Origin of the sequence: Streptococcus parasanguinis, assembly GCF_000963275.1 — a bacterium.
GTDB lineage: Bacteria > Bacillota > Bacilli > Lactobacillales > Streptococcaceae > Streptococcus > Streptococcus parasanguinis_B.
Map to the genome: position 1 here is coordinate 438,260 of NZ_JYOW01000001.1, position 25,878 is coordinate 464,137.

Annotated in this window: 23 protein-coding genes; 20 read left to right on the forward strand and 3 right to left on the reverse strand. The window is 41.6% G+C overall.

What is annotated here, in order from left to right:
* The first annotated feature begins 8 nt into the window (after positions 1-8).
* The 14 genes from TZ97_RS02235 to TZ97_RS02300 all read left to right on the forward strand — a co-directional run bounded on the left by TZ97_RS02235 (position 9) and on the right by TZ97_RS02300 (position 16,446).
* Positions 9-755, forward strand: a complete 747-nt coding sequence (locus TZ97_RS02235; RefSeq protein ID WP_003006324.1) for a lysophospholipid acyltransferase family protein — start codon at positions 9-11, stop codon at positions 753-755.
* A 66-nt stretch (positions 756-821) separates the two neighbouring features.
* Positions 822-1,490, forward strand: a complete 669-nt coding sequence (locus tag TZ97_RS02240) for a helix-hairpin-helix domain-containing protein (protein ID WP_045759234.1) — start codon at positions 822-824, stop codon at positions 1,488-1,490.
* Positions 1,471-3,717, forward strand: a complete 2,247-nt coding sequence (locus tag TZ97_RS02245; RefSeq protein WP_045759235.1) for a DNA internalization-related competence protein ComEC/Rec2 — start codon at positions 1,471-1,473, stop codon at positions 3,715-3,717. The genes TZ97_RS02240 and TZ97_RS02245 overlap by 20 nt, the downstream gene beginning before the upstream one ends.
* Before the next feature lie 75 nt (positions 3,718-3,792).
* Entirely contained in the window at positions 3,793-4,395 is a 603-nt protein-coding gene (locus tag TZ97_RS02250; RefSeq protein WP_045759236.1) for a DUF805 domain-containing protein, read from the forward strand.
* Positions 4,396-4,419: 24 nt separating this feature from the next.
* Positions 4,420-5,454: a DNA polymerase III subunit delta gene (holA, locus tag TZ97_RS02255; RefSeq protein ID WP_045759237.1), complete on the forward strand. Its 1,035-nt coding sequence runs from the start codon at positions 4,420-4,422 to the stop codon at positions 5,452-5,454.
* Positions 5,455-5,542: 88 nt separating this feature from the next.
* On the forward strand, positions 5,543-6,148 hold the full coding sequence (gene sodA, locus TZ97_RS02260) for a superoxide dismutase SodA (RefSeq protein ID WP_003006336.1): 606 nt from the start codon (positions 5,543-5,545) through the stop codon (positions 6,146-6,148).
* Between the two features lie 210 nt (positions 6,149-6,358).
* Entirely contained in the window at positions 6,359-7,831 is a 1,473-nt protein-coding gene (locus TZ97_RS02265; protein WP_045759238.1) for a helicase HerA-like domain-containing protein, read from the forward strand.
* Positions 7,832-7,929: 98 nt separating this feature from the next.
* A complete protein-coding gene (locus TZ97_RS02270; protein WP_045759239.1) occupies positions 7,930-8,997 on the forward strand; it encodes a serine hydrolase in 1,068 nt (355 codons plus the stop codon).
* 159 nt (positions 8,998-9,156) lie between these two features.
* The gene (locus TZ97_RS02275; RefSeq protein ID WP_024056304.1) at positions 9,157-9,846 is read left to right on the forward strand and encodes a Crp/Fnr family transcriptional regulator; all 690 of its coding nucleotides are present in this window, start codon (positions 9,157-9,159) and stop codon (positions 9,844-9,846) included.
* A gap of 240 nt (positions 9,847-10,086) precedes the next feature.
* Positions 10,087-11,316: an arginine deiminase gene (arcA, locus tag TZ97_RS02280; RefSeq protein ID WP_003006347.1), complete on the forward strand. Its 1,230-nt coding sequence runs from the start codon at positions 10,087-10,089 to the stop codon at positions 11,314-11,316.
* A gap of 95 nt (positions 11,317-11,411) precedes the next feature.
* Positions 11,412-12,428, forward strand: a complete 1,017-nt coding sequence (gene argF / locus TZ97_RS02285; RefSeq protein ID WP_023022690.1) for an ornithine carbamoyltransferase — start codon at positions 11,412-11,414, stop codon at positions 12,426-12,428.
* Positions 12,429-12,513: 85 nt separating this feature from the next.
* Positions 12,514-13,458 (forward strand): carbamate kinase, encoded by a 945-nt coding sequence (gene arcC, locus TZ97_RS02290; protein WP_045759240.1) that lies wholly within the window; start codon positions 12,514-12,516, stop codon positions 13,456-13,458.
* A 124-nt stretch (positions 13,459-13,582) separates the two neighbouring features.
* Positions 13,583-15,094: a YfcC family protein gene (locus TZ97_RS02295; RefSeq protein WP_045759241.1), complete on the forward strand. Its 1,512-nt coding sequence runs from the start codon at positions 13,583-13,585 to the stop codon at positions 15,092-15,094.
* Between the two features lie 17 nt (positions 15,095-15,111).
* Positions 15,112-16,446: a dipeptidase gene (locus tag TZ97_RS02300; RefSeq protein ID WP_045759242.1), complete on the forward strand. Its 1,335-nt coding sequence runs from the start codon at positions 15,112-15,114 to the stop codon at positions 16,444-16,446.
* A 479-nt stretch (positions 16,447-16,925) separates the two neighbouring features.
* Here TZ97_RS02300 and TZ97_RS02305 read toward each other — a convergent pair whose 3' ends face one another.
* From TZ97_RS02305 to TZ97_RS02315, 3 genes are read right to left on the reverse strand one after another with little or no spacing between them, the layout of a single operon-like run.
* Positions 16,926-17,396, reverse strand: coding sequence for an arginine repressor (locus tag TZ97_RS02305; protein WP_003006364.1), 471 nt, complete (start codon positions 17,394-17,396; stop codon positions 16,926-16,928).
* An 11-nt stretch (positions 17,397-17,407) separates the two neighbouring features.
* Positions 17,408-18,436, reverse strand: coding sequence for a tRNA preQ1(34) S-adenosylmethionine ribosyltransferase-isomerase QueA (gene queA / locus TZ97_RS02310; RefSeq protein WP_003006367.1), 1,029 nt, complete (start codon positions 18,434-18,436; stop codon positions 17,408-17,410).
* An 11-nt stretch (positions 18,437-18,447) separates the two neighbouring features.
* Positions 18,448-18,618 (reverse strand): hypothetical protein, encoded by a 171-nt coding sequence (locus tag TZ97_RS02315; RefSeq protein WP_003012095.1) that lies wholly within the window; start codon positions 18,616-18,618, stop codon positions 18,448-18,450.
* Between the two features lie 125 nt (positions 18,619-18,743).
* On the opposite strand from TZ97_RS02315, the gene TZ97_RS02320 reads away from it, so the two are divergent.
* The 6 genes from TZ97_RS02320 to pepF all read left to right on the forward strand — a co-directional run bounded on the left by TZ97_RS02320 (position 18,744) and on the right by pepF (position 25,878).
* Entirely contained in the window at positions 18,744-19,451 is a 708-nt protein-coding gene (locus TZ97_RS02320) for a glucosamine-6-phosphate deaminase (RefSeq protein WP_045759243.1), read from the forward strand.
* A gap of 188 nt (positions 19,452-19,639) precedes the next feature.
* A complete protein-coding gene (locus tag TZ97_RS02325; RefSeq protein WP_045759244.1) occupies positions 19,640-20,986 on the forward strand; it encodes a DUF1958 domain-containing protein in 1,347 nt (448 codons plus the stop codon).
* 70 nt (positions 20,987-21,056) lie between these two features.
* Positions 21,057-22,229 carry an MFS transporter gene (locus TZ97_RS02330; protein ID WP_045759245.1) on the forward strand — a complete coding sequence of 391 codons (1,173 nt, stop codon included), beginning with the start codon at positions 21,057-21,059 and terminating at the stop codon, positions 22,227-22,229.
* Between the two features lie 177 nt (positions 22,230-22,406).
* Positions 22,407-22,979 (forward strand): hypothetical protein, encoded by a 573-nt coding sequence (locus TZ97_RS02335; protein WP_024055318.1) that lies wholly within the window; start codon positions 22,407-22,409, stop codon positions 22,977-22,979.
* Between the two features lie 73 nt (positions 22,980-23,052).
* Complete coding sequence (locus TZ97_RS02340) at positions 23,053-24,003, forward strand: competence protein CoiA family protein (RefSeq protein ID WP_045759246.1); 951 nt, start codon at positions 23,053-23,055, stop codon at positions 24,001-24,003.
* A gap of 72 nt (positions 24,004-24,075) precedes the next feature.
* The gene (gene pepF, locus TZ97_RS02345; protein WP_045759247.1) at positions 24,076-25,878 is read left to right on the forward strand and encodes an oligoendopeptidase F; all 1,803 of its coding nucleotides are present in this window, start codon (positions 24,076-24,078) and stop codon (positions 25,876-25,878) included.

The window sequence follows — 25,878 nt, forward strand, 5'->3', positions numbered from 1 at the left end:
GAACAACTATGTTTTATACCTATTTACGTGGCCTTGTTGCCTTTATTCTTTGGGTTTTAAATGGGAATGCCCATTACCATCATAAGGACAATATTCCAGATCGGGAAGAGAACTACATCTTGGTATCGCCTCACCGGACTTGGTGGGATCCGGTCTATATGGCCTTTGCGACCAAGCCAAAGCAGTTTATCTTTATGGCGAAAAAAGAGCTCTTCACCAATCGTATTTTTGGCTGGTGGATTCGCATGTGTGGGGCTTTTCCGATCGACCGTGAAAATCCAGGAGCAGAAGCCATTAAGTATCCTGTCAATATGCTGAAAAAGAGCAACCGTTCTTTGATTATGTTCCCAAGTGGAAGTCGTCATTCTCAAGACGTCAAAGGCGGTGTTGCCATCATTGCCAAAATGGCGAAGGTCCGTATCATGCCAGTGACTTATACTGGTCCAAGAGACTTGAAAGGGTTGGCAACAGGTGAACGCATTGATATGAACTTTGGACATCCCATTGATATTTCGGATATTAAAAAGATGAATGACGAAGGAGTGGCAGAGGTTGCTCGCCGTATCCAAGAGGAGTTTGATCGCTTGGATGCGGAAGCACAAGCGATCAACACCCCAACAAAACCTTTTATCTTGATTCGCTTGTTAAAAATCCTTTTGATTCCCCTTGTCTTAGTCGTGGGCATCTTAACCTTGCTCTTTAGTTACCTGGCAAGCTTTGTATGGGATCCAGACAAACATCGGAAAAACAAGTAAAAAAACTGAGAGTTTCTCTCAGTTTTTTTTATTTTTACGAATAATAAAAGTGAGAGGAGGTTTCTTATGGAGGATATCATTGAAAAAATCAAAGAATATAAGCTCTTTTTGGCTCTTACAGCTATCGGACTCTTACTTGGAGGGTATTTTCTTTTTCATCGACCTCAGTCAAGTGCATCCACCATACCGGATCTTTATCAGGCTTCTAGTTCAACTTCGAGCAAAGAAAAGGTGCAGACTAATAGTTCTAAAGAAGAAAAGACGGCGACTTCTGTGTCTGATGCACCCGAGATCATTACGGTCGATGTCAAAGGAGCTGTCAAACAACCAGGTGTCTATGAGTTGCGCTCCAATAGCAGAGTCCACGATGCTATTTATAAGGCAGGCGGGATGACAGCAGATGCCAATAGCCAATCGGTCAACTTGGCGCAAAAACTCTCCGATGAAGCAGTGATCTATGTTGCTAAAGAAGGGGAGGATGTTCCAGCACTTGGAAGTTCAGAAAGTTCTGTAACTGCGTCAGCACCAGCAGAAAAAACAGGCAAGGTCCATTTAAATCGAGCAACCGAATCAGAGCTCCAGACAGTATCGGGCATTGGACAGAAACGTGCCCAGGACATTATCGCCTATCGCGAAGCAAATGGTCCTTTTCGATCAGTGGATGATCTAAAAAATGTTTCAGGAATCGGAGAGAAAACACTGGAGAAACTAAGAGATGCTTTCACGGTGGATTAAAAACCTTCCTTTTTCGCTTGTCCATCTCGCCTTTTTGCTTCTATGGCTGTATTTTAGTATCTATCAACCATCTTGGCTTTCGATCAGCGGTCTAGTAGTAGTGGGAGTTTTAGCGGTTCATCACTATAAAGGGGAGCGCTCAAGTTTGCTATGTCTTGGTTTAGCAACACTTTGTTTTGCGGTCTTCTTTGTCTTTCAGCGACTACAGGATCATCCAGTACAAGCAGAAAGTCAGCCCCCATCCCACTTACGTCTGATTCCAGATAGCATCAAGATCAATGGGGACGCCCTGTCTTTTCGTGCTAAAAATCAGGGAAGGACCTACCAAGTCTTCTACACTTTAAAATCAGAAAAAGAAAAACAGCAGTGGCAAAGTCAAACCCACTTGCTGGAGTTGACATATAAAGGTGCTATAGAAGAGCCAGAAGGGCAGCGAAATTTTAGAGGATTTGACTATCGGTCTTATTTGGAAACACAGGGGATTCACTATCAAATAAAAATTGAAGCGATCCAATCCGCACTTCCTATACAGACTTGGAATGTTTTCGATTGCCTATCTCAATGGAGGCGCCAAGCCATTGTTTGGAGCAAGGAGCACTTTCCGCAACCGATGAACCAGTATATGACCGGCCTTCTTTTTGGCTATTTAGATACGGATTTTGAAGAGATGGACCAGCTTTACACGAGTTTAGGAATCATCCATTTGTTCGCCTTATCTGGGATGCAGGTTGGCTTTTTCATCAATGGGATCCGGAAAGCTCTCTTACGTCTAGGAATCTTGCAAGAGACAGTCGATATCTGGATGCTTCCAATTTCTTTGGTCTATGCTGGCTTGACAGGTTTTTCTGTTTCAGTGGTTCGTAGCCTCTTGCAGAAGATCCTCTCTCAAAAGGGGGTCCGAGGGATGGAGAATATGGCGATGACCTTGATGATCTTAATGTTGCTTGTGCCCAAGTTTCTCCTGACAGCTGGAGGGGTCTTGAGTTGTGCCTACGCCTTTATTTTGACCTTGGTAGATACCAGTTCTTATTCCGGACTTAAAAAGCTACTAGTGGAAAGTTTCTGGATTAGCCTGGGGATTTTGCCCCTTTTGACCTATTACTTTAGTGTCTTTCAACCCTGGTCATTCCCTTTAACCTTCCTCTTTTCTTTCTTATTTGACCTTGTCCTTCTTCCAGGTTTAACGGTGCTATTTATCTTATCGATTCTAAAGCCCCTTACAATTTTTAACAGTTTCTTTCTTCTCATAGAGGAGTGTATTCGTTGGATTTCAAAGCTCACGTCGCTACCTTTGGTATTTGGTCAGCCGACGGGACCAGCTCTGATCGCTCTCTTCCTTCTTTTAGGGATCTTGTATGATCTTCGAAAGCAAAAAAAACTTCGTTTCCTGTTAATAGGCATGATTCTACTCATCTTTTGTTGGACCAAGCATCCTTTAGAAAATGAGATTACCATGGTGGATATCGGTCAAGGAGACAGTATCTTTTTACGCGATTGGAAAGGAAGAACCATATTGATTGATGTCGGAGGACGTGTCACTTTTAAAAGTGGAGAAAAGTGGCAAGAGCGCAGTCAATCTGCCAATGCGGATCAAACCTTGATTCCCTATCTCAAGAGTCGAGGTGTTGGAAAACTCGATGCTTTGGTCTTGACTCATACAGACCAGGACCATATGGGCGATATGGTGGAGGTTGCCAAACAAATCCCGGTTAAAAAAGTGTATGTCAGTCCAGGCAGTCTCACCAATTCTCAATTTCGAGAGAAATTGAAACAGCTTCATAGTCCGATTAAAGTAGTCCAGAGAGGGGATCAACTTCCTATTTTTGATCATCATCTAGAAGTCTTATCCCCTGATGAAGTGGGGGATGGTAAAAATGATGATTCGATTGTCCTCTATGGGCAGTTCTATCAGAAACGATTTTTGTTCACGGGTGATTTGGAAGAAGCTGGAGAGAAAAAACTATTGAAAAACGATCCACAATTACAAGTAGATGTCTTGAAAGTAGGCCACCACGGTTCTAAAGGTTCCTCTAGTGATGTGTTTTTAGATCAGTTACATCCTCAGTTGGCCTTGATCTCTGTTGGAAAGAAAAATCGCTACCAGCATCCTCACAAAGAATTGCTCGATCGTCTAGAGGAACGCTCTATTTCTTATCTTCGTACCGATGAAAGGGGAGCGATTCGCTTGATTGGATGGAACCATTGGAGGGTAGAAACAGTCCGATAGAGACGAGGAGAGGTTTGCTTTCTATGCTGAAAATTGCTATTATAGAAAGTGAAATCAATGTAAAGGTAGAATTGTATGAACGCATTTAAGCAATTTTGGATACAGTATGCAGATTTTTCAAGTAAGACCAGTCGGGCCCATTTTTGGCTAGCTTTTTTCTGGAATTCCCTGATTTCGTTGCCTCTTTGGGTTTTTTACATCGTGACCTCTTTATCCCATCAAAATGCTAAAGAAACGCTCAATTTTTCAACTGTTCATTCTAAGACAGGTTTATGGGCGCTCGCTTTCTTAGCATTCTTTTACTTCCTCATTTTAGTACCCAGTCAAGCCATTTGTGTACGTCGCTTGCGGGATGCGGGAATCCATTGGTCTTGGATCTTTTTGAATCTTGGTCCGGTTCTGCTCTATTTGTTGACGGGGCTAGATATTTTCCTATTTCTTTGGGGGATTACAGTTATTTCTCTCTTGATTCTCATGATGCTTCCAGGGAAAAACACCTTCCCACAACCAGTAGAAACTCCTATGGGAGTGGCTTCTGAACCACAGGTCACAGCGACAGGGGGGAGCTTTGGAGGCAACTCCTTTGAGCAAATTCCAAATTTTGTAGCAGCACCTGATTTGTCTGATGAAAAACCACCATTGGAACAAAAGATGGCTGCTGAACACGAAATCCACTAAACTGATAAAAGATAAGAGAGTTTCATGCAAGCAATTACCGACACTAAACATCTGACGGTTCAAACTCTGCCTCCTATTCTTGTCTTGACGGGTGAGGATGTAGGTCAATTTGAATGGTTAAAAAAAGACATTTTAAAAAAAATAGGCTATGATCCCTCAGATTTGAATTATTCTTATTTTGATATGAAGGAAGCCTCCTATGCTGAGGTCGAACTGGATTTGGTCAGTCTTCCCTTTTTTGCAGATGAAAAAATCGTGATTTTGGATCACTTATTGGATCTGACCACTGCCAAGAAACGCAATTTAACCGATGAAGATCTGAAGCAATTTGAAAATTATCTGGAAAATCCTTCTGAATCAACCCGTTTGGTGATATTTGCTGAAGGAAAATTAGATAGTAAGCGTCGCTTGGTCAAACTCCTAAAACGGGATGCCCAGATCGTTGAAGCAACAACACCTAAAGAGCAAGATTTAAAGCGTTATTTTTCTAGTCAGGCCCAAGAATTGGGCTTACACTTTGTGGGCGATTCCTTGGACCAGCTACTCTTAAAATCTGGCTATGATTTTGGAGAGTTACAGAAGAATCTCGCTCTGTTGCAGGCTTATAAAGAAGATGGTCAGATTACCCTCCAAGATATCGAGGAGGTTGTTCCAAAGTCCTTGCAAGATAATATTTTTGATCTGACACAGATGATTCTCAAACGCCAAATCGATCAAGCCCGGAATTTGGTTAAGGATCTCCGCTTACAAGGAGAAGATGAAATAAAATTAATCGCTATTTTGTTGGGTCAATTCCGAATGTTTTCTCAAGTTAAAATTTTCTCAGAAGAAGGCCAATCCGAAAGCCAAATTGTAGCGAGCTTGTCGGAGTTGTCAGGACGCAAGGTCAATCCTTACCAGGTGAAGTTTGCCTTACGGGATAGCCGCAGGCTTTCCCTGTCCTTTTTGAAGCAGGCTATGATGACCTTCATCGAGACGGATTATGCAATTAAAAGTGGAACATATGAAAAAGACTACTTATTTGATTTGGCCCTGTTGAAAGTAGCGAATAGCGTCTAACGATGAATGAAATCGCAAGCAGATTAGTTGAATAATTTAGCTGTTTACGTTATCATCAAGTCAGTAATAAAGAAAAGAGGACCATAAAATGGCTATCATTTTACCAGAATTACCATATGCTTATGATGCATTGGAACCTTATATCGATGAAGAAACCATGCATTTGCACCATGATAAACACCATCAAACATATGTAAACAATGTGAATGCAGCTCTTGAAAAACATCCTGAAATTGGAGAAGACCTTGAAAGCTTGTTAGCTGATGTTGAATCCATTCCAGCTGATATTCGCCAAGCTGTGATCAACAATGGTGGTGGTCATTTGAACCACGCTCTTTTCTGGGAATTGATGACTCCAGAACAAACAGCTCCTTCAGCAGAACTTGCTGCAGCGATTGATGCTACATTTGGTTCATTTGAAGACTTCAAAGCAGCCTTCACAGCAGCAGCAACGACACGTTTTGGTTCTGGCTGGGCATGGTTGGTTGTTAACAAAGAAGGCAAACTCGAAGTAACTTCAACAGCAAACCAAGATACACCAATCTCTGAAGGTAAAACACCAATCCTTGGTTTGGATGTTTGGGAACATGCCTACTATGTAAAATACCGTAACGTACGTCCTGACTATATCAAAGCTTTCTTCTCAGTGATTAACTGGAATAAAGTGAATGAATTGTTTGCAGCAGCAAAATAATAAAATGAAGGAATCTATAAGAGTAAGTATTGGCTCTTATAGATTTTTTTATTTGCATCCGAAAAATCGGAGTATAATTTCTTGCGTTTGGTCAGGAAAATGATACACTAGTAGGAGTGTGTCTTACTTGTCTGAAGCCTGGTTTGAAGGGCCTAGGCAAGGAAAAGATAAACCTTAAAATGAAAACTGAAACATTCAGGGAGAAATGAAATGACTAGTATTACCATTACTAAAGGAGCCGTTGAGACGCCTATCTATTTGCGGATGTTGAATCGTCATGGTTTGATTGCAGGTGCAACAGGAACAGGAAAAACGGTTACTCTCAAGGTCCTAACAGAAAAATTAAGCAAAGAAGGTATTCCGGTCTTTCTAGCCGATATCAAGGGAGATTTATCTGGCTTAGCCAAAGCCGGGCAATGGACGCCAAAACTGGAAGAACGCTACAAGCTTCTTGGAATCACAGATCCGTTTGAGCCACAAGCTTTCCCTGTTCGATTGTGGGACGTCTTTGGCCAAGCTGGTCATCCTGTTCGGGCGACTGTCGAAGGGATGGGGTCATTGCTTCTTTCTCGTCTGCTTGATTTGAATGAAACCCAATCAGGAATTCTCGCAATTGTCTTTAAAGTGGCCCAAGAGAAAGATTGGCCCTTGATTGATTTGAAGGACCTACAAAGCCTTTTAAAGGAAGTCTATGAGCACAGTTCAGACTATTCAGCCCAATATGGCAATATCACCAAACAATCTGTCGGAGCCATCCAAAGAAGTCTCTTGGTTCTTGAAGAAGAAGGAGCAGATCAGTTTTTCGGAGAGCCAGCACTTGATTTAAATGATTTCATGCAACTCGATGCATCTGGTCGTGGATATATCAATATTCTTTCGGCTACAAAGCTCTTTCATTCACCAAAATTGTACTCAACCTTTTTGATTTGGATGCTGTCTCGTCTTTTTGAAACACTTCCAGAGGTTGGGGATCCTGAAAAGCCAAAATTGGTCTTCTTCTTTGATGAAGCGCATCTCCTCTTTAAGGATGCAAGCAAGCTCTTTCTTGAGAAGGTTGAGCAAGTGGTACGCCTAATTCGTTCGAAGGGTGTAGGGATTTACTTTATTACCCAAAATCCTCAAGACCTTCCAGAATCTGTTTTGGCACAGCTTGGAAATCGTGTTCAGCATGCGCTTCGAGCTTATACACCCAAAGAAATGAAGGCAATTAAGGTTGCTGCCCAAAGTTTTCGTCCGAATCCAGATTTTGATACAGAAACAGTGATCACAGAATTAGGGACAGGGGAAGCCTTGGTTTCTTTCCTGAATGAAAAGGGGCAGCCTAGTGTGGTTGAGCGTGCTTATATTCTCTCTCCTCAATCGAGTTTTGACCTCTTAAATGAGAGTGAACAATTGGCCTTGATCACGACATCGCCTTTCCATCAAAAGTATGCGACGACGATTGATCGAGAATCTGCCTATGAAAAATTAGCAGCTAAAGCAAGCAAGGAAGCAAAAGAAAAAGAGCAAAAAGAAGCAGAAAAGGAAGAGGCTGCAGCAGATAAGGCGGCTCAAAAACGTAGTCCGGGTCGTCCAAGAAAATCCAGTCTTGAAAAGGCGAAAGATTCCTTCTTAAGTTCCTTATTCCGGACGATTGCGCGTGAGATCGCTAAGCTAATTATGGGCTCCTTTAAACGGAAATAAGCCTTTTATGAAAAGAAAAAAACTTTTTAAAAAGAAACCGTTTTCTCTTTCTGATAATTCTTGTTATTTTCAGTAGAATCTTTTATAATTAATCTCGTATGAAAAAATATTTTAATCTACGCTCGATCATGATTGCGGTCAGTATTTTATTGTGCTTAGTGGGAACAAGCGCACTGGGCTACTTGCATGTTACGCAACCAACAGCATCAGCAATTGAAAAAAAAGCAAAGAAAACAAAAGAAACAAAAGAACAAGATATCGAAAAGTCTACCCCTGAGACGAAAAAACCGCGTGTCAAATCTCCTGAAGCTAAGCAAGCAGTAGTAGATGCAGACATGGAAACGATGAGTGCTTATGGCCTTGTCTATGATTATGCTAATAAAGGCTTGGTAGAGGTTGTTCAGGATTTCCTAGCGGAAAGTGGAATTGATCCGTCACAAGTTGCTTTCACGTATCGCAATGCCATTACTGGAGAGCAATTTGCCATGAATGATCTTCAACCAATGACGGCAGGTAGTACCTATAAGCTACCCTTGAACATGTTGGTGGTGGATGAAGTCGCAAAGGGCAAACTCAATTTAACAGACCGGTTTGACATTACCAATACCTACTATGAATATGTAGGAGAGCATGACAATTATGTTGCTGCCTTTGATGGAGCCATGTCTATTCCTGATATGCAGCGCTATTCATTGGTTTACTCTGAAAACACCCCAGCCTATGCTTTGGCAGATCGTTTAGGGGGGATGGAGCAAGCGCGTAAGTTGTTCAGTCGCTATGGTCAATCTCGTTCACCAGAGGTTAAAACCTTTAGCGAAGATAATAAAACGACAACGGATTATTACATCCATGTCTTGGAATATCTTTGGAATCATCAAGAAAAATATGCAGATTTACTAGAACTGATCGGGGAGTCTTTCCCAGGTGAGTACTATAAAAAATTCTTGCCAGATTTGGTGATTCAACAAAAACCAGGGTATGTTGCTGAAGCACTTAATGTGGATGCGATTGTCCATGAATCGACTCCTTATTTGGTTGCCATCTACACTGCAGGACTTGGAGGTACGACTCCAGAAAGTTCTGAAATCAGTGGCGTTGGTCTTTATCAATTAGGGCAACTGGCTTATGTTATCAATGAATGGCATCGTGTCAATATGAATGAATAATCGACAAAAGGTCTGAGGGTTGCTCAGGCCTTTTATTCTATCAAAGTAGGATGAAATTCACTTGGTGTTTCGAATTACTTTTCTGTTCTAAAGAGACTTCTTTCCCTTTTCTATAAAAAGTATGTTATACTACTAATAGTAATAAGAGGAAGTATAGACATGATTACAAAGGAAGATTACCAGTTGCTCCGCTCGCATCCAGCCTTTTCTGCGCTACCAGTGGAGCTATTTGATAAATTAGCTGTTGAAATTCATGCCAGGGATATCCCTAAAGGACAAATTTTATTTTATGCAGGAGATAGGCGGGAGCGCATTTTTCTTCTGACAAAAGGCTTTGCTCGTATTGAGCAATTTGATTCGTCTGACCAATTCTCCTATATGGATTATATTAAGAAGGGGGCTCTGTTCCCTTATGGTGGGATGTTCCAGGATGAGCGTTACCACTATACAGCTAGTGCGGTGACGGATTTGCGTTGTTTCGTGATTCCCGTCAACCTCTATGAATTATATGCCCAAGAGAGTAAGGAGCAGTTGCTCTTTATTATGAGAAAGCTCTCCTCCATCCTAGAATTTCAAGAGTTGCGCTTGCGCAATGTCGTGACAGCTAGTGCCAGTGAGCGCGTGATTCAATCCTTAGCCATTCTGTGCAAGGACTATGAAGGTCTAGGAAATCAGCTTCCATTTCCAATTAGTATGAAGGAAATGGCCAAATTAGCAGCCACAACTAGAGAAACCGTCAATCAAGTTTTAAAGAAACTCATCGATTCTCATAAGATCCAGTATGAGAGAAAACAACTAACTTTTCTAGATACAGCCTACTTTTTAAAAAGTTTTGAAGAGATCAACTAATTCGTTGATCTTTTTTTATTTTTTACAAAAAAATATATATTCATAAAAATAATATAAAAGGCAAAATATGCAAAGAAAACGCTTCATATTAACTAAAAAATAGGAAGGATTCAAAAAAACGCCAAATTCTTTGCATTCAAAAAGTAGAATTCTTTGTGAAAGCGGTACCAATTGGTGATAAAATAAAACCTGTAAACAGGATTAGCTAAGCTAAACCGCAAGAAAAAAGGAGGACTATAGATGTCTACACACCCAATTCATGTTTTCTCAGAAATTGGAAAACTGAAAAAAGTTTGTTTGCACCGTCCAGGTAAAGAGTTGGAAAACTTGATGCCTGACTATCTTGAACGTCTTCTTTTTGATGATATTCCATTCTTGGAAGATGCTCAAAAAGAACACGACGCATTTGCTGAAGCACTTCGTAACGAAGGAATCGAAGTACTTTATCTTGAACAGTTGGCTGCTGAGTCATTGACTTCTCCAGAAATTCGCGATCAGTTCATCGAAGAATACCTTGAAGAAGCGAACATTCGTGGACGCCAAACAAAAATTGCGATCCGTGAATTGCTTCACAGCATTGAAGACAACCAAGAATTGGTTGAAAAAACAATGGAAGGGGTTCAAAAAGCTGAACTTCCAGAAATTCCTGAAGAAGCAAAAGGATTGACAGACCTTGTTGAATCTGACTATCCATTTGCTATCGACCCAATGACAAACTTGTACTTCACACGTGACCCATTTGCAACAATTGGTAATGCAGTATCATTGAACCACATGTACGCAGATACACGTAACCGTGAAACTTTGTATGGTAAATACATCTTCAAATACCACCCAGTTTACGGTGGAAAAGTTGAACTTGTCTATAACCGTGAAGAAGATACTCGTATCGAAGGTGGAGATGAGTTGGTACTTTCTAAAGATGTATTGGCAGTTGGTATCTCACAACGTACTGATGCTGCATCAATCGAAAAATTGTTGGTAAACATCTTCAAGAAGAACGTTGGCTTCAAGAAAGTATTGGCCTTCGAATTTGCGAACAACCGTAAATTCATGCACTTGGATACAGTATTCACAATGGTGGACTACGATAAATTCACAATCCACCCAGAAATCCAAGGCAACCTTCGCGTCTTCTCTGTAACTTATGAAAACGAACAATTGAAGATCGTTGAAGAAAAAGGTGATTTGGCTGAATTGCTTGCTGAAAACCTTGGTGTTGAAAAAGTTACATTGATTCCATGTGGAGGTGGCAACGTCGTTGCTGCTGCACGTGAACAATGGAACGACGGATCAAATACTCTTACAATCGCACCAGGTGTGGTAGTAGTATACGACCGTAACACTGTTACCAACAAGAAATTAGAAGAATACGGACTTCGTTTGATTAAGATCCGCGGAAGTGAATTGGTTCGCGGTCGTGGTGGACCTCGTTGTATGTCAATGCCATTCGAACGTGAAGAAATCTAATCATCCTTCTATAGGTTAGACGGGCTCAGTGTCTAAACTGAGCCCTCTAAACTGAATGACAGGATCCGATCATGCATAATAAAAGGAGATAATTAATGACAACTTCAGTATTCCAAGGACGTAGCTTTTTAGCAGAAAAAGACTTTACACGTGCAGAGTTAGAATACCTTATCGGACTTTCAGCTCACTTGAAAGATCTTAAAAAACGCAACATCCAACACCACTACCTAGCTGGTAAAAACATTGCGCTTTTGTTTGAAAAAACTTCAACTCGTACTCGTGCTGCCTTCACTACTGCAGCCATCGACCTTGGTGCTCACCCAGAATACCTTGGTGCAAACGACATCCAACTTGGTAAAAAAGAATCTACAGAAGATACTGCTAAAGTTCTTGGACGTATGTTTGACGGTATTGAATTCCGTGGTTTCAGCCAACGTATGGTTGAAGAATTGGCTGAATTCTCAGGTGTTCCAGTATGGAATGGTTTGACTGACGAATGGCACCCAACTCAAATGCTTGCAGACTACTTGACTGTTCAAGAAAACTTTGGACGCCTTGAAGGTTTGACACTTGTGTACTGTGGTGACGGACGTAACAACGTTGCAAACAGCCTTCTTGTAACAGGTGCTATCCTTGGTGTGAACGTACACATCTTCTCACCAAAAGAACTCTTCCCAGAACAAGAAATTGTTGAATTGGCAGAAGGATTCGCAAAAGAAAGTGGCGCTCATATCTTGATCACTGAAGATGCTGACGAAGCTGTGAAAGGTGCTGATGTACTTTACACTGACGTTTGGGTATCTATGGGTGAAGAAGACAAATTTGCAGAACGCGTTGCCCTTTTGAAACCTTACCAAGTAAACATGGAATTGGTTAAGAAAGCTGATAACGAAGACTTGATCTTCTTGCACTGCTTGCCAGCTTTCCACGACACAAACACTGTTTATGGTAAAGATGTTGCTGAAAAATTCGGCGTAGAAGAAATGGAAGTTACTGACGAAGTGTTCCGCAGCAAATATGCTCGTCACTTTGACCAAGCTGAAAACCGTATGCACACAATCAAAGCGGTGATGGCAGCTACTCTTGGTAACTTGTACATTCCAAAAGTTTAAGACTTTATAACCGTATACCAACAGCTATAGGGGCTGGACTGCTAGCTTTAGTCCTGCCCCTATTTTTTATAGAAAGGGAAAACCTATGTCAAGAAAAATCGTCGTTGCTTTGGGAGGGAACGCCATCCTCTCATCTGATCCTTCTGCTCAAGCTCAACAAGAAGCACTTGTAGAAACAGCAAAACACTTAGTCAAATTAATCAAAAACGGGGATGACTTGATCATCACTCACGGAAATGGTCCTCAAGTAGGGAACCTCTTGCTCCAACACTTGGCAGCAAACTCTGAAAAGAACCCTGCTTTCCCACTTGATTCATTAGTTGCTATGACCGAAGGAAGCATTGGCTACTGGCTTCAAAATGCTCTTCAAAATGCTCTTCATGAAGAAGGAATCGAAAAAGATGTAGCTTCTGTTGTGACACAAGTCATTGTTGATAAGAACGACCCAGCTTTTGTCAACCTCAGCAAACCAATCGGTCCATTCTACTCAGAAGAAGAAGCAAAAGCAGAAGCTGAAAAAACAGGAGCAACTTTCAAAGAAGATGCTGGTCGTGGCTGGCGTAAAGTCGTTGCTTCACCAAAACCAGTGGATATTAAAGAAATCAATACCATCCGTACTTTGTTGAACGACGGTCAAGTCGTAGTAGCTGCCGGTGGTGGCGGTATCCCAGTTGTGAAAGAAGCAGATGGTAGCCTATCTGGTGTTGAAGCTGTTATCGATAAAGACTTTGCATCTCAACGTTTGGCTGAATTAGTAGAAGCAGACCTCTTCATCGTCTTGACTGGTGTCGATTATGTCTTTGTGAACTACAACAAACCAGACCAAGCAAAATTGGAACATGTGAATGTGGCTCAATTGGAAGAATACATCAAACAAGACCAATTTGCACCAGGAAGCATGCTTCCTAAAGTGGAAGCTGCGATTGCCTTCGTCAATGGTCGCCCAGAAGGAAAAGCAGTTATTACATCACTTGAAAACCTTGGCGCTTTAATTGAGTCTGAAAGTGGGACAATCATCCAAAAAGACTAATGAAAAATTAGGAAAAAACTAGTATTTTAAAGCTTATTGTGATAGAATAAATCTATAGGTAAGCGTTTTACAAGAGACTCTTGTAAAACATCACTCACACTTTGTTGCGTTAGGAGGAAGACAAATGAGTGAAAAAACGAAAAAAGGATTTAAGATGCCTTCATCTTTTTCCGTATTGTTGATTATCATTGCTATTATGGCAGTGTTAACTTGGATTATTCCAGCTGGTCAATACAAGGTTGACGATGCAGGTGCTATCATTGCAGGTAGTTATGAATCTGTAAAAGCACATCCTCAAGGGATTTGGGATGTCTTGATGGCCCCAATCAATGCCATGCTTGGTAAAGCACCAACCAGTGCAGCGATTGATGTAGCCTTCTTCATCTTGATGGTCGGTGGTTTCCTTGGAGTTGTGAACGAAACAGGTACCCTTGATGTAGGGATTGCTTCTATCGTTCGTAAATACAAAGGCCGCGAAAAAATGTTGATTTTGATCTTGATGCCATTGTTTGCCCTTGGTGGTACAACTTATGGTATGGGTGAAGAAACCATGGCCTTCTATCCACTTCTTGTACCTGTTATGATGTCCGTTGGTTTTGACAGCTTGACAGGGGTAGCCATTATCCTTTTAGGATCCCAAATCGGATGTTTGGCGTCAACATTGAACCCATTTGCGACAGTTATCGCATCTGATACTGCAGGTATCTCAAGTGCTTCAGGTCTCTTACTTCGTGTGATCTTCTGGATCGTATTGACAGGACTTAGCACATACTATGTATACCGTTATGCAGATAAGGTTCAAAAAGACCCAACCAAATCTCTCACCTATGCAACTCGTGAAGAAGATTTGAAACACTTCAATGTTGATAGTGGCGAAGAAATTCCTTCACAAATGAACAAGAAACAAAAACGTGTCTTGGTCGTCTTCATCTCAACATTCGTTATCATGGTTGCTGGATTTATCCCATTCAAAGATTTGGGTATTACATTCTTTAACAGCTTTAACGAATCTCTCCATAAAATTCCAGTACTTGGTCAATTGATCGGTAACACAGATGCTCTTGGTACATGGTACTTCCCTCAAACAGCTATGCTCTTTGCCTTCATGGGAATCCTCGTTGGTATCATTTATGGCTTGAAAGAAGATAAAATTATTTCATCTTTCATGAATGGTGCAGCTGACCTCTTGAGTGTTGCTCTTATCGTAGCGGTAGCACGTGGTATCCAAGTCATCATGAACGACGGTATGATCACTGCGACAATTCTTCACTGGGGTGAAGAAGGACTTAAAGGTCTTTCATCTCAATTGTTCATTGTCTTGACTTACATTTTCTACTTGCCAATGTCATTCTTGATCCCATCATCATCTGGTCTTGCCAGCGCAACAATGGGTATCATGGCACCTCTTGGTAAATTCGTCAATGTACCAGGTAGCTTGATTGTCACAGCTTATCAATCTGCATCTGGTGTCTTGAACTTGATCGCACCAACTTCAGGTATCGTAATGGGAGCTCTTGCTCTTGGACGTGTTGACTTGAGTGCATGGTGGAAATTCATGGGTAAATTGGTCATAGCTATTGTTGTGATCACCATTGCCCTTCTTCTACTAGGAACTGTGGTTCCATTCTTGCAATAGAATAAAGTAGGTGTTTCATGAAAAATAGAATAAAGAACGATGTAAAAGAGCAGTTTTTAAACTCGCTTCAAACCATCATTTCTTACCCTTCTGTATTAAATGAAGGGGAAAATGGAACACCGTTTGGACAAGCTATCCAAGATGTCCTAGAAAAAACCTTAGAGCTTGCTCGAGAATTAGGTTTTCAAACATATATAGATCCTGAAGGATACTATGGATATGCAGAGATCGGTCAGGGGGAAGAACTCCTGGCCGTTCTTTGTCACTTGGATGTTGTTCCAGCCGGTGATTTACAAGATTGGCAAACGCCACCTTTTGAAGCGACTATTGTCGGTGATTATCTAGTAGGTCGTGGTGTGCAGGATGATAAGGGACCGTCTCTTGCTGCCCTCTATGCAGTCAAGAGTTTGCTGGATGATGGCCTCCAGTTTACCAAACGAATCCGCTTTATCTTTGGGACGGATGAAGAAACCTTGTGGCGCTGTATGAACCGCTACAACCAAATCGAGGAACAAGCAGATCTTGGATTTGCACCGGATTCCTCTTTCCCATTAACCTATGCTGAAAAAGGCTTATTACAAGTGAAATTGCATGGTCCAGGTTGGGACGATCTTCCCTTACAGGCTGGTCAGGCCCTCAATGTTGTTCCAGACAAGGCGACCTATGCTGGTCATCGTTTGGAAGAGTTGCTTCCTGTTTTGGATCAAAGTGGGGTTCGGTATAGCCAAACAGAAGATTCTGTAACGGTCTTGGGTGTTTCCAAGCACTCTAAAGATGCAGCTGAAGGAGTGAATGCCATTGTCGGTTTAGCGGAAAGTTTATCCCTCATCCAACCCCATCCAGCTTTGCTCTTTATCGCAGATGCAGTTGGTGAGGATGCAACGGGAGAAGCGCTATTTGGCCCTATTTCAGATGAACCAAGTGGGGATCTTTCCTTCAATCTTGCGACCCTTGTGATCGATCAAGAACAATCGGAAATCGGAATTGATATTCGGATCCCGGTCTTAGCAGACAAGGATGCCTTGGTAGCTCGTTTGCAAGAAATTGCAGCCAGCTATCAGTTGGAATATGAAGAGTTTGATTATTTGGCTCCTTTATATGTTCCTTTGGATAGTCCTTTAGTCAGCTCTTTGATGGCAGTTTATCAGGAAGAAACTGGTGATAGGACGCCCGCTATGTCTTCTGGTGGTGCGACATTTGCGCGGACCATGGAAAATTGTGTCGCTTTTGGGGCTCTTTTCCCAGGTGCAGAACAGACTGAGCATCAAGCAAATGAACGAGCAAAAATTAACGATCTCTATGCTGCGATGGAAATCTATCGAGAAGCCATTCAACGCTTAGCCACCATATAAAAAAGTTTGGAAACTTGGTTTCCAAACTTTCATAACTAAGACAAAGTTATACTAAAAACTTTCCTTAGGTGAGTACGGACGTCAGCGAACTTCTACGAAGTTCCAAGACTAAATCAAGATACTAAGGGCGTCTGCGGATAAAGTCAAAATAGGAAGTTTGACGCGGAATCTTTCGATTTTAGGAGAACTTATCTTTTTGACACAATCCGCAGCCCGTGTTCAATTTGTATTGAGCCCCCTCGCTCTTTAATTTCTGGGCTCAGGCTAAAACAGTTTCCCAAACTGTTTTACTCTCAATAATTCCGAGTGCCTGAAACAAAATTGTTTCAGGCACTTTTCTCACGGCGGAAAGTTTCAGTGTTTTCTTCATTCATTCAAAAAATTAGAACACATTTTAATTTTTTTGCAGAATCGCTCACCTTATTTTAAGATAGTTTGTCTACATTTTAAAAAGTTTGGAAACTTGGTTTCCAAACTTTTTATTTACTAAAGAAGAAGGGTGGGGTGAATTCTTTTAATTTTTCAAAACAATCCAAAGCTCCTTGGTTGTCTTCGCAGATGACCAAACAGACATCGTCTCCACAGATGGTGGCTACAATTTCTTGGAGTTCCAATGCGTCTAGGATCGCTCCAAAGGATTGGGCCAGACCTGGAAGAGTTTTTACAACGACCTGGTTTTGAACCGGTCGCAACATGACTAAGGCATCTTCCATATACATCCGCAGGCGCTTTTCCCAACGGGAAGGAGCGATGGTGTTCATGGCATAGTAGGAACTATCCCCCTCGTTAATTTTCACCAGATTCAAGGATTTGACATCCCGTGAAAGGGTGGACTGGGTAACGAGAACACCATTGGCTTCTAAGGCTTCCTGGAGTTCTTGTTGGGTATGAATCCTACGCTCAGAAATGATCGAGCGGATCAAGCGATGGCGGCTTTCAATTTTATTCATGAGAGACTCCTTTACTTGATGAACATAGCATCCCCGAAACTGAAGAACCGGTAGCGTTCTTGAATCGCATGGTGGTATGCTTCTAGGGTTAATTCACGGCCAGCAAAGGCAGAAACCAACATGACCAGAGTTGATTTTGGAAGGTGGAAGTTGGTTGAAAAGGCATCGACGACTTTCCATTCATAACCAGGCTTGATAAAAATATTGGTCCAGCCTGAATCGGCTTGGATATCACCATCAAATTTGTTTCCAATCGTTTCAAGGGTTCGAATAGAAGTCGTTCCAACAGCTACGATGCGTTTTCCTGCAGCTTTTACCTGACGAAGGGTAGCAGCAGCCTCTTCAGAAAGTTGGTAAAATTCAGAGTGCATCTCATGGTCTTCAAGATTGTCCACGGATACTGGACGGAAGGTTCCCAGGCCCACATGAAGGGTCAAATAGACCAGGTGAACCCCTTTTGCTTCAATCTTTTGGAGCAATTCTTGGGTGAAATGAAGACCTGCCGTTGGAGCTGCAGCAGAACCATTTTCTTTGGCGTAAACGGTTTGGTAGCGCTCGCGGTCAGCCAGTTTTTCATGGATATAGGGAGGAAGTGGCATTTCACCAAGGCTTTCCAAAACTTCTAAAAAGATCCCTTGGTAGTGGAAGCGAACGATGCGGCCTCCGTGCTCTAATTCTTCCTCAACGGTTGCGGTCAACCGACCATCTCCGAAGCTGACTGTGGCCCCTACCTTTAAGCGTTTTGCAGGTTTTGCCAAGACTTCCCAACAGTCATCTTGCGTATTTTTAAGGAGAAGGAATTCGACGTGACCACCTGTTTCTGGTTTGACTCCATGAAGGCGGGCTGGTAGAACGCGCGTATTGTTCATGACAAGAGCATCTCCTGGCTCCAATTCATCCAAAATGGCATCAAAATGACGGTCTTGGAATTGCCCTGTTTTTCGATCGAGGATCAAGAGTTTAGAGGCATCTCGTTTTTCAAGAGGGGTTTGAGCAATCAGTTCTTCAGGCAAATCAAAGTCAAAGTCGTTGGTATTCATTAGCGCTCCTTTTATAATAAATTTGTGAGTAGATAGATGGTAGTCCCGACAGCTAAGAGCATCAGGCAGATTCCCATCAAAAAGATCAGGACCTTGAGAATCTTTCTTTGATGAATCAAGAAAGATAAGAGAAAGACAAGGAGTCCGATCAAAAAAATGATGAATAATAGTGATACAATCATACCTTTCATTATATCATGAATCGACTTGAAAATGAAAAAAATGCCAGAAAAAGATAGCGGTTTCACTTGACAAAAATTGGTCTATACCATATAATAAAAGCATAGAGAAATAGGAGGTCTATCCAATGAAAATTATTGAAGTAAAGGACCAAATTGAGGGTGGAAAAGTTGCCTTTGATATATTGAAAGAAACTTTAAAGGAAGGTGCTCAAACCTTAGGTCTTGCGACTGGAAGCAGTCCCCTTGAGTTTTATAAACAAATTCGTGAAAGTGATCTGGATCTGTCTAATCTAATCAGTGTGAACTTAGATGAATACGTAGGATTGACGGGAGATGATCCTCAATCTTATCGGTACTTCATGGAGAAAAATCTCTTTGATGCCAAACCGTTCAAAGAAAGCTATCTCCCATCCGGTGTTGAAGAATCTGCCGATCAAGAAGTGATCCGTTATAACAAAATACTCGAAGACCATCCAGTGGACCTTCAAATCTTGGGAATCGGACGCAATGGGCATATCGGTTTTAATGAGCCAGGGACATCCTTTAATAGTCAGACCCACTTAGTTCAGTTGGATGACTCTACCATTGAGGCCAATTCTCGTTTCTTTGATAAGATCGAAGATGTACCAACCCAAGCCATTTCGATGGGGATTGCCAATATCTTAGCTGCGAAATCAATTGTCTTGTTTGCTTATGGGGAATCAAAAGCCCAAGCAATCAAAGGTACAGTAGAGGGTGAAAGGACAGAAAAAGTGCCAGCTAGTGCCCTTCAAGGACATCCAAATGTGACCATTATTGCGGATAAGGAAGCCTTGAGCTTGTTAAGTCGATAAAAAACAGGACCTATCGCCGATTTATTCGGGCCAGATAGGTTTTTTTCTGCTTCAAAATATGGTACAATACAAGTAATTATCTGCTGTGATTAGCTCTTTTCATCTACTGGGAGACAAGAGGAAAGGGCATGAGGGCTAGAAGCTTATTTTAGCCTCCAGCTGATTAGTCTGTTATAAAGGAAAAGTCTATGATAAAAAAATATTTGATCCATATTTGCCTCCTTCTGAGTCTCTTATGCCAGCCAATTCTAGCGAGTGCGGATGAATTGGTGGATATGGCGCAAAAGATGTATCCAAATGACAATGTCCAAGCCATTAACCGTCCACATTCTTCGCTTATTATTGACGGAAATACGGGCAATGTTCTTTGGAAAGACAATATCGATGAAGTCAGGGATCCGGCCAGCATGAGTAAGCTCATGACGCTCTATCTCTTGTTTGAAGATATGGCAAATGGCAAGATCAGTAAGGATACAGTGATCAAGGCGACCGCTTCAGACCAAGCGATCGGAAAGATCTATGAGATCTCCAACAATAATATTGTTGCTGGGGTAGACTACACCATTCCTGAGTTGATTACCATGACAGTGGTTCCATCCTCAAATGTATCGACCCTCATGTTGGCCAATCTTATATCCAACAATGATCCAGATGCCTTTATCGAGCGCATGAATGCCAAGGCTAAGGAATTAGGGATGACCAACACGGTCTGGAATAACCCGAGTGGGGCGGCCATCTCCACTTTGCAAGGCTACTATCAGGTAAACAATTATCCAAATGATGCGGCCAACCAGACAACTGCGCGTGATTTAGGGATTTTGGTCTATCATTTTATTAATCAATACCCAGATATTTTAAACTATACCAATCAAGCACAAGTCACGGTCAAAAAAGGGACTCCATATGAGGAAACCTTTGATACCTACAATTATTCATTGCCAGGAGCCAAGTATGCCTTGAAAGGTGTGGATGGTTTAAAAACTGGTTCAAGCCCTCGTGGAGCTTTCAACTATATCGCGACCATCAAACGGGGCAATCAGCGCTTAATTGCTGTCATTATGGGCGTAGGAGATTGGGCAGACCAAGATGGGGAATATTACCGTCACCCGTTTGGCAATGCCTTGATCGAAAAAGCCTATAAAGATTTTGGATATAAAAAATTGCTAGATGCAGGTGTCCAGAAGATTGACGGAAAGACCTATACACTTGAAAAACCCTTCTATGCAACGGTCAAAAAAGGTGCTAAAGAACCGACCCTTGCGGTAAAAGATGGCTATCTGACAGTAGATAATGATCTCTACACCTTGTCTGAAGGTATCCGAGATGATATGAAGGTGGAAGAAGGAGCCAAGCCAGAGCTTGTCAAAGAAACAGCAAGTGGGAAAAAGACAACGGCTAAGCACAGTAAATGGCTTTCGCTAGATCACTTCCTGATCTTGATTCCGATTCTCATTCTTATCATCATTCTCTCGATTGAAAAACAAAGTCGTGAGAGACGCAAAAAAGATGCTCAAAAACGCTATAATAAAGAATAAAATAAAACCTAACTGATTGTCAGTTGGGTTTTGTCGTTGTCCCATTCCGATATTTTTAGAAAGGATTTAAATGAAAAAATTCCGAAATTCTTATGCGGCTTATATGCTGCTCTATAGTTTTTATTTTATGTCCACATCTCTCTTTACGACCCTCATTTCCGTCTATTTGATGGGAAAGCACTATAGTGCAACTCAAGTGTCGACTTTGGTATCGGTTGCCTTTTTCTTATCCATGGTAGCCCAACCCTTCTTTGGGTATATCAATGAGCGATTTGGAATCGTAAAAATGACGACCCTCAGTCTGAGTGTGATCATTGGTGGTGTCTTCGGTTTTCTTTGGGCCCCCAATCTCTTTTGGCTGACTGTTTTTTATGGGATTGTTCTAGTCTGTTTGAATGGGACAGCTCCCATGATGGAAGTTTTTGCAACACAAAGTCCATACGCTTTTGGGAAGATTCGCGTTTGGGGAACCATTGGCTACTCGGTCGGTGTCCAAATAGCTGGCTGGGTCTATCATCAGTTTAGTCCCCAAGCAGTCTATTATACGGTTTTGATCACCATTGTACTCAGCATTTTCTGTCTAAGTGCCGTTCGGATGAAGACAAGAGAGAAAAAAGAAGAAAAGGTTAAAGACCCGGTCTCTATTCGTCCTCTTCTTCACAACGGCCCTTACCTCTTCTTTATTGTGTTGATTGGCTTGGCTTCAGGGGTTGGAAATATTGGTCATACCTATATTCCTGAGTTGCTCATGGATAGTGGTCTACCAGTCCATATTGCCTCTACGGTTGTAGCTGTCTCCGTCGTAGTGGAAGCTCCCTTGATCTTTTTCTCTGATCGATTCATGGACCACTGGCCTTTACGGGTTTTGATTGCTCTTCCAATCGGAATTATTTTCGCTCAATATGCCGTCTACGCTCTTCCAAGTCCTGTCTTCTTAAAAGTGCTTTTGACTCTTATAGCCAAGCATACAACAGGGATGGTGTTGATTATGGTCTCCTTACGGTTTATTGCCCAACAGGTGAATGGCAAAGACTTGGTTCTTGCCATGGCCATTGTCCAAGGAGCTCGTTATTTAGGAACCATTCTTTTACAACCCCTCGCAGCCCTCTGTATTGAAAGAGGCGGTTACCAAGTCATGAGTTTCTTTTTAGCAGGGGTTGTAGGGATCGTCTTTTTGCTGAGCTTTGCCTTAAAAATGCCCCAAGGGAAGGCTCACGGCCTTTTTGGTGGCAAAGTAGACTAATGAAATTGTTACTATTGTATGACTAATCATCGAAGAGTTGGACAGAAACACTGATTTTACAGTGTTTCTGTCCAACTTTTTTGCTATTATTAAGAACTAGTGATTAATTTAACAATCAAAGTATTCGATGGTAGAATGAGGTAAAATAAATATAAAGGAGACCATTTTATGTAAAAAATGATCTTATCGACAGCTGCTCTTTTGACGATTGTTTCCCTTGCTGCTTGTTCAAACAAACAAGACACAAAGAAGGAAACTTCAAATAGTCAATCAACGACTAAAGTAACGAGCAAATCTGCCAACACTTCAAAAAGTAAGGATACTTCAACAGATTCAGAAGATACGTCATCTTCTAGCCTCTTAACAGATGCTGAAATCAGCAAAGCTAAAACAGTTGGAGACTTCAAAAAGTTGTTTGCAAAATTAATGGATCAATCTGTTTCTATTACTGAAGAAGCAGGTACTTCTGTGACAGGTTCTGCAAAAGAACAATACGATGCAATGATTAGTACCTTAAAGCAAGGATTAGAAAACCAAAAAGATATCTTTAATGAAGGCTTGGAAAGCATCGGTTCAGATAGCACTGTCGTTCCTAAAGAAGACCGTGAAGCTTTGATCGAAATCTTGAAAGATGCTCGTGAAGAGTTGGAAAGTACTCGTAAAGAAATGAAAGATATGCAGAAAGAATTGAGTAAATCTCCTGTTGCTGATGATTCTAGTGACGATTCAGACTCAGATTCTGACGAATAATAGCAAAAAAAGGTTGGAAATTTCCAGCCTTTTTCTTATTTTTTTCGAATGATATAGATGAGGAGGTGGGGCTATGTTTATTGCCATGGATAAAAATAAAGAGCGCTGGAATTGTATGGAGGAGATTCCGCCTGTGACAGCAGGACCTTTTTATTGCTTGGCTTGTCATAGTCCAGTGCGTCTAAAAAATGGCTCGGTTCTACGGGCTCATTTTGCTCATGTAAAATTACAGCATTGTCCCTACCATCACGAAGCTGAGAGTTTTGAACATCTGGAATTGAAAGCCAGTCTTTATAACTGGGCCTCTAAGGAGTCTCATACAGAAGTAGAAAGTTATTTAGCAGATTTTCAACAAATTGCCGATCTTTTGGTAGTAGACAAGAATTTAGCTTTGGAAGTGCAGTGCAGCCCCCTATCTTTAGAACGCTTGAAGGAGAGAAGCGATGCGTATCGATCCCACGGTTACCAGGTCTATTGGTTACTTGGTAAAAAGTTGTGGCTCAAGGAAAGACTAACAAAGCTACAGGCTGGCTTTCTTTATTTTAGTCAGAATCGCGGGTTCCATCTTTGGGAATTGGATTTGACAAAGAAAGAGCTACGTCTGCAATACCTCATTCATGAGGATTTACGAGGGCGATTGCATTATCAAACAGAAGTTTTCCCTTTTGGTCAAAGGTCCTTACTGGAAGTCTTACGGACCCCTTACCTTTCGCAGCCCATGCAGCATATGGCAGTCGAGCTCGATCGTACATTTTTAACGTATATACAGCAGCAGCTCTTTTATCGTCACCCAAAGTGGCTGAAGCTTCAGGAAGAACTCTATATGCAGGGACACCATCTGATGGAACTGGGGCTAGATTTCTTTTATCCTCTTTGTCGTCCGATCCTTTCACAGAACTTGCTCCAAATTAAAGAGGATGTAGAAGGTTACTACCAGCAATTTATGACCTATTATCAGTCGCAAGGGATCCAACCCGTTCAGATCCTTTATCCTCCACGTTTTTATGCTCAACAGAAAAGCTAACTTTCTAAGATAGAAATCCTCCCGAAATGTTCATTTTTATGCTAAAATAGTACCATTGGAGGATTAATCGAAATGGTAAAACAACGTAATGAAATTGATGAAAAATACCAATGGGATTTGTCGACAATTTTTGCGACAGATCAAGCTTGGGAAGAAGAAGCAGCAAGCTTAGCTGCAGATATTAAAGCAGCAAGCCACTATGCTGGTCATTTGTTGGATTCAGCGCAAACACTTTTGGATACAACCAATGCATATTTGGAATTGAGCCGTCGCTTAGAAAAGGTCTACGTCTATGCCCATATGAAAAATGACCAAGATACACGAGTGGCTAAATACCAAGAGTACCAATCAAAAGGGATGTCTCTTTATAGCTTGTTAGGCGAAACCTTTGCCTTCTATGAGCCTGAATTCATGGCCATTACGGATGAGCAGTACAAAGCCTTTGTGAGTGAGGTTCCAGACTTGGAGCAATATGGTCATTATTTTGATCGTTTGCTTGAGAAAAAAGAACATGTCTTGTCTCAAAAAGAAGAGGAATTACTTGCAGGAGCTGGTGAGATCTTTGCGGCTGGTGGAGAAACTTTTGAAATCTTGGACAATGCAGATATTGTTTTCCCAACTGTACATGATGACAAGGGCGAAGAAGTTCAATTAACCCATGGGAACTATATTTCTTTGGTAGAATCTAAAGATCGTGCCGTTCGTAAAGAAGCTTACGAAGGTCTCTACAAGGTCTATGAACAGTACCAACATACCTATGCTAAAACCTTGCAAACCAATGTGAAAGTTCATAACTTTAATGCCAAAGTTCGCAAATTCTCATCTGCTCGTGAAGCGGCCCTTTCTGAAAACTTTGTACCAGAAAGTGTTTATGATAGCTTGGTAGCAGCGGTGAACAAACATTTGCCACTCTTGCAACGTTATGTGCAATTGCGCTCAAAAATTCTTGGAATCTCAGACTTGAAGATGTACGATATGTATACCCCATTATCTGATACAGACTACAAGTTTACTTATGAAGAATCATTGGCCAAAGCAGAAGAAGTCTTGGCTGTTTTGGGTGAGGACTACCTTTCTCGTGTAAAACGTGCCTTCAGCGAACGGTGGATTGATGTGCATGTTAACCAAGGGAAACGCTCAGGTGCTTATTCAGGTGGTTCTTATGATACCAATGCCTTCATGTTGTTGAACTGGCAAGATACATTGGATAATCTCTTCACCTTGGTGCATGAAACTGGTCACAGTATGCATTCTAGCTATACCCGTGAAACCCAGCCTTATGTCTATGGAGACTATTCCATCTTCCTTGCTGAAATCGCCTCTACAACCAATGAAAATATCCTGACCGAACGTCTGTTAGAAGAAGTAGAAGACGATGCAACTCGCTTTGCGATTTTGAATCACTTCTTGGATGGCTTCCGTGGAACCGTCTTCCGTCAAACGCAGTTTGCTGAATTTGAGCATGCCATCCATAAAGCTGACCAAGAAGGTACGGTATTGACTAGTGAGTTCTTGAACAACCTCTATGCAGAGCTCAATGAAAAATACTATGGTCTTTCAAAAGAAGACAACCCTGAGATCCAATATGAATGGGCTCGGATTCCTCACTTCTACTATAACTACTACGTCTTCCAATATTCAACAGGTTTTGCAGCAGCTTCAGCCTTAGCTGAAAAAATTGTTCATGGAACACAAGAAGATCGTGATAAATATATCGACTATTTGAAGGCTGGAAATTCTGACTATCCACTCAACGTCATCCGTAAAGCAGGTGTGGATATGGAAAAAGAAGACTACTTGGACGCAGCCTTTGCGGTCTTTGAACGTCGGTTGAATGAATTTGAAGCCCTAGTAGAAAAATTAGGACTCGCATAA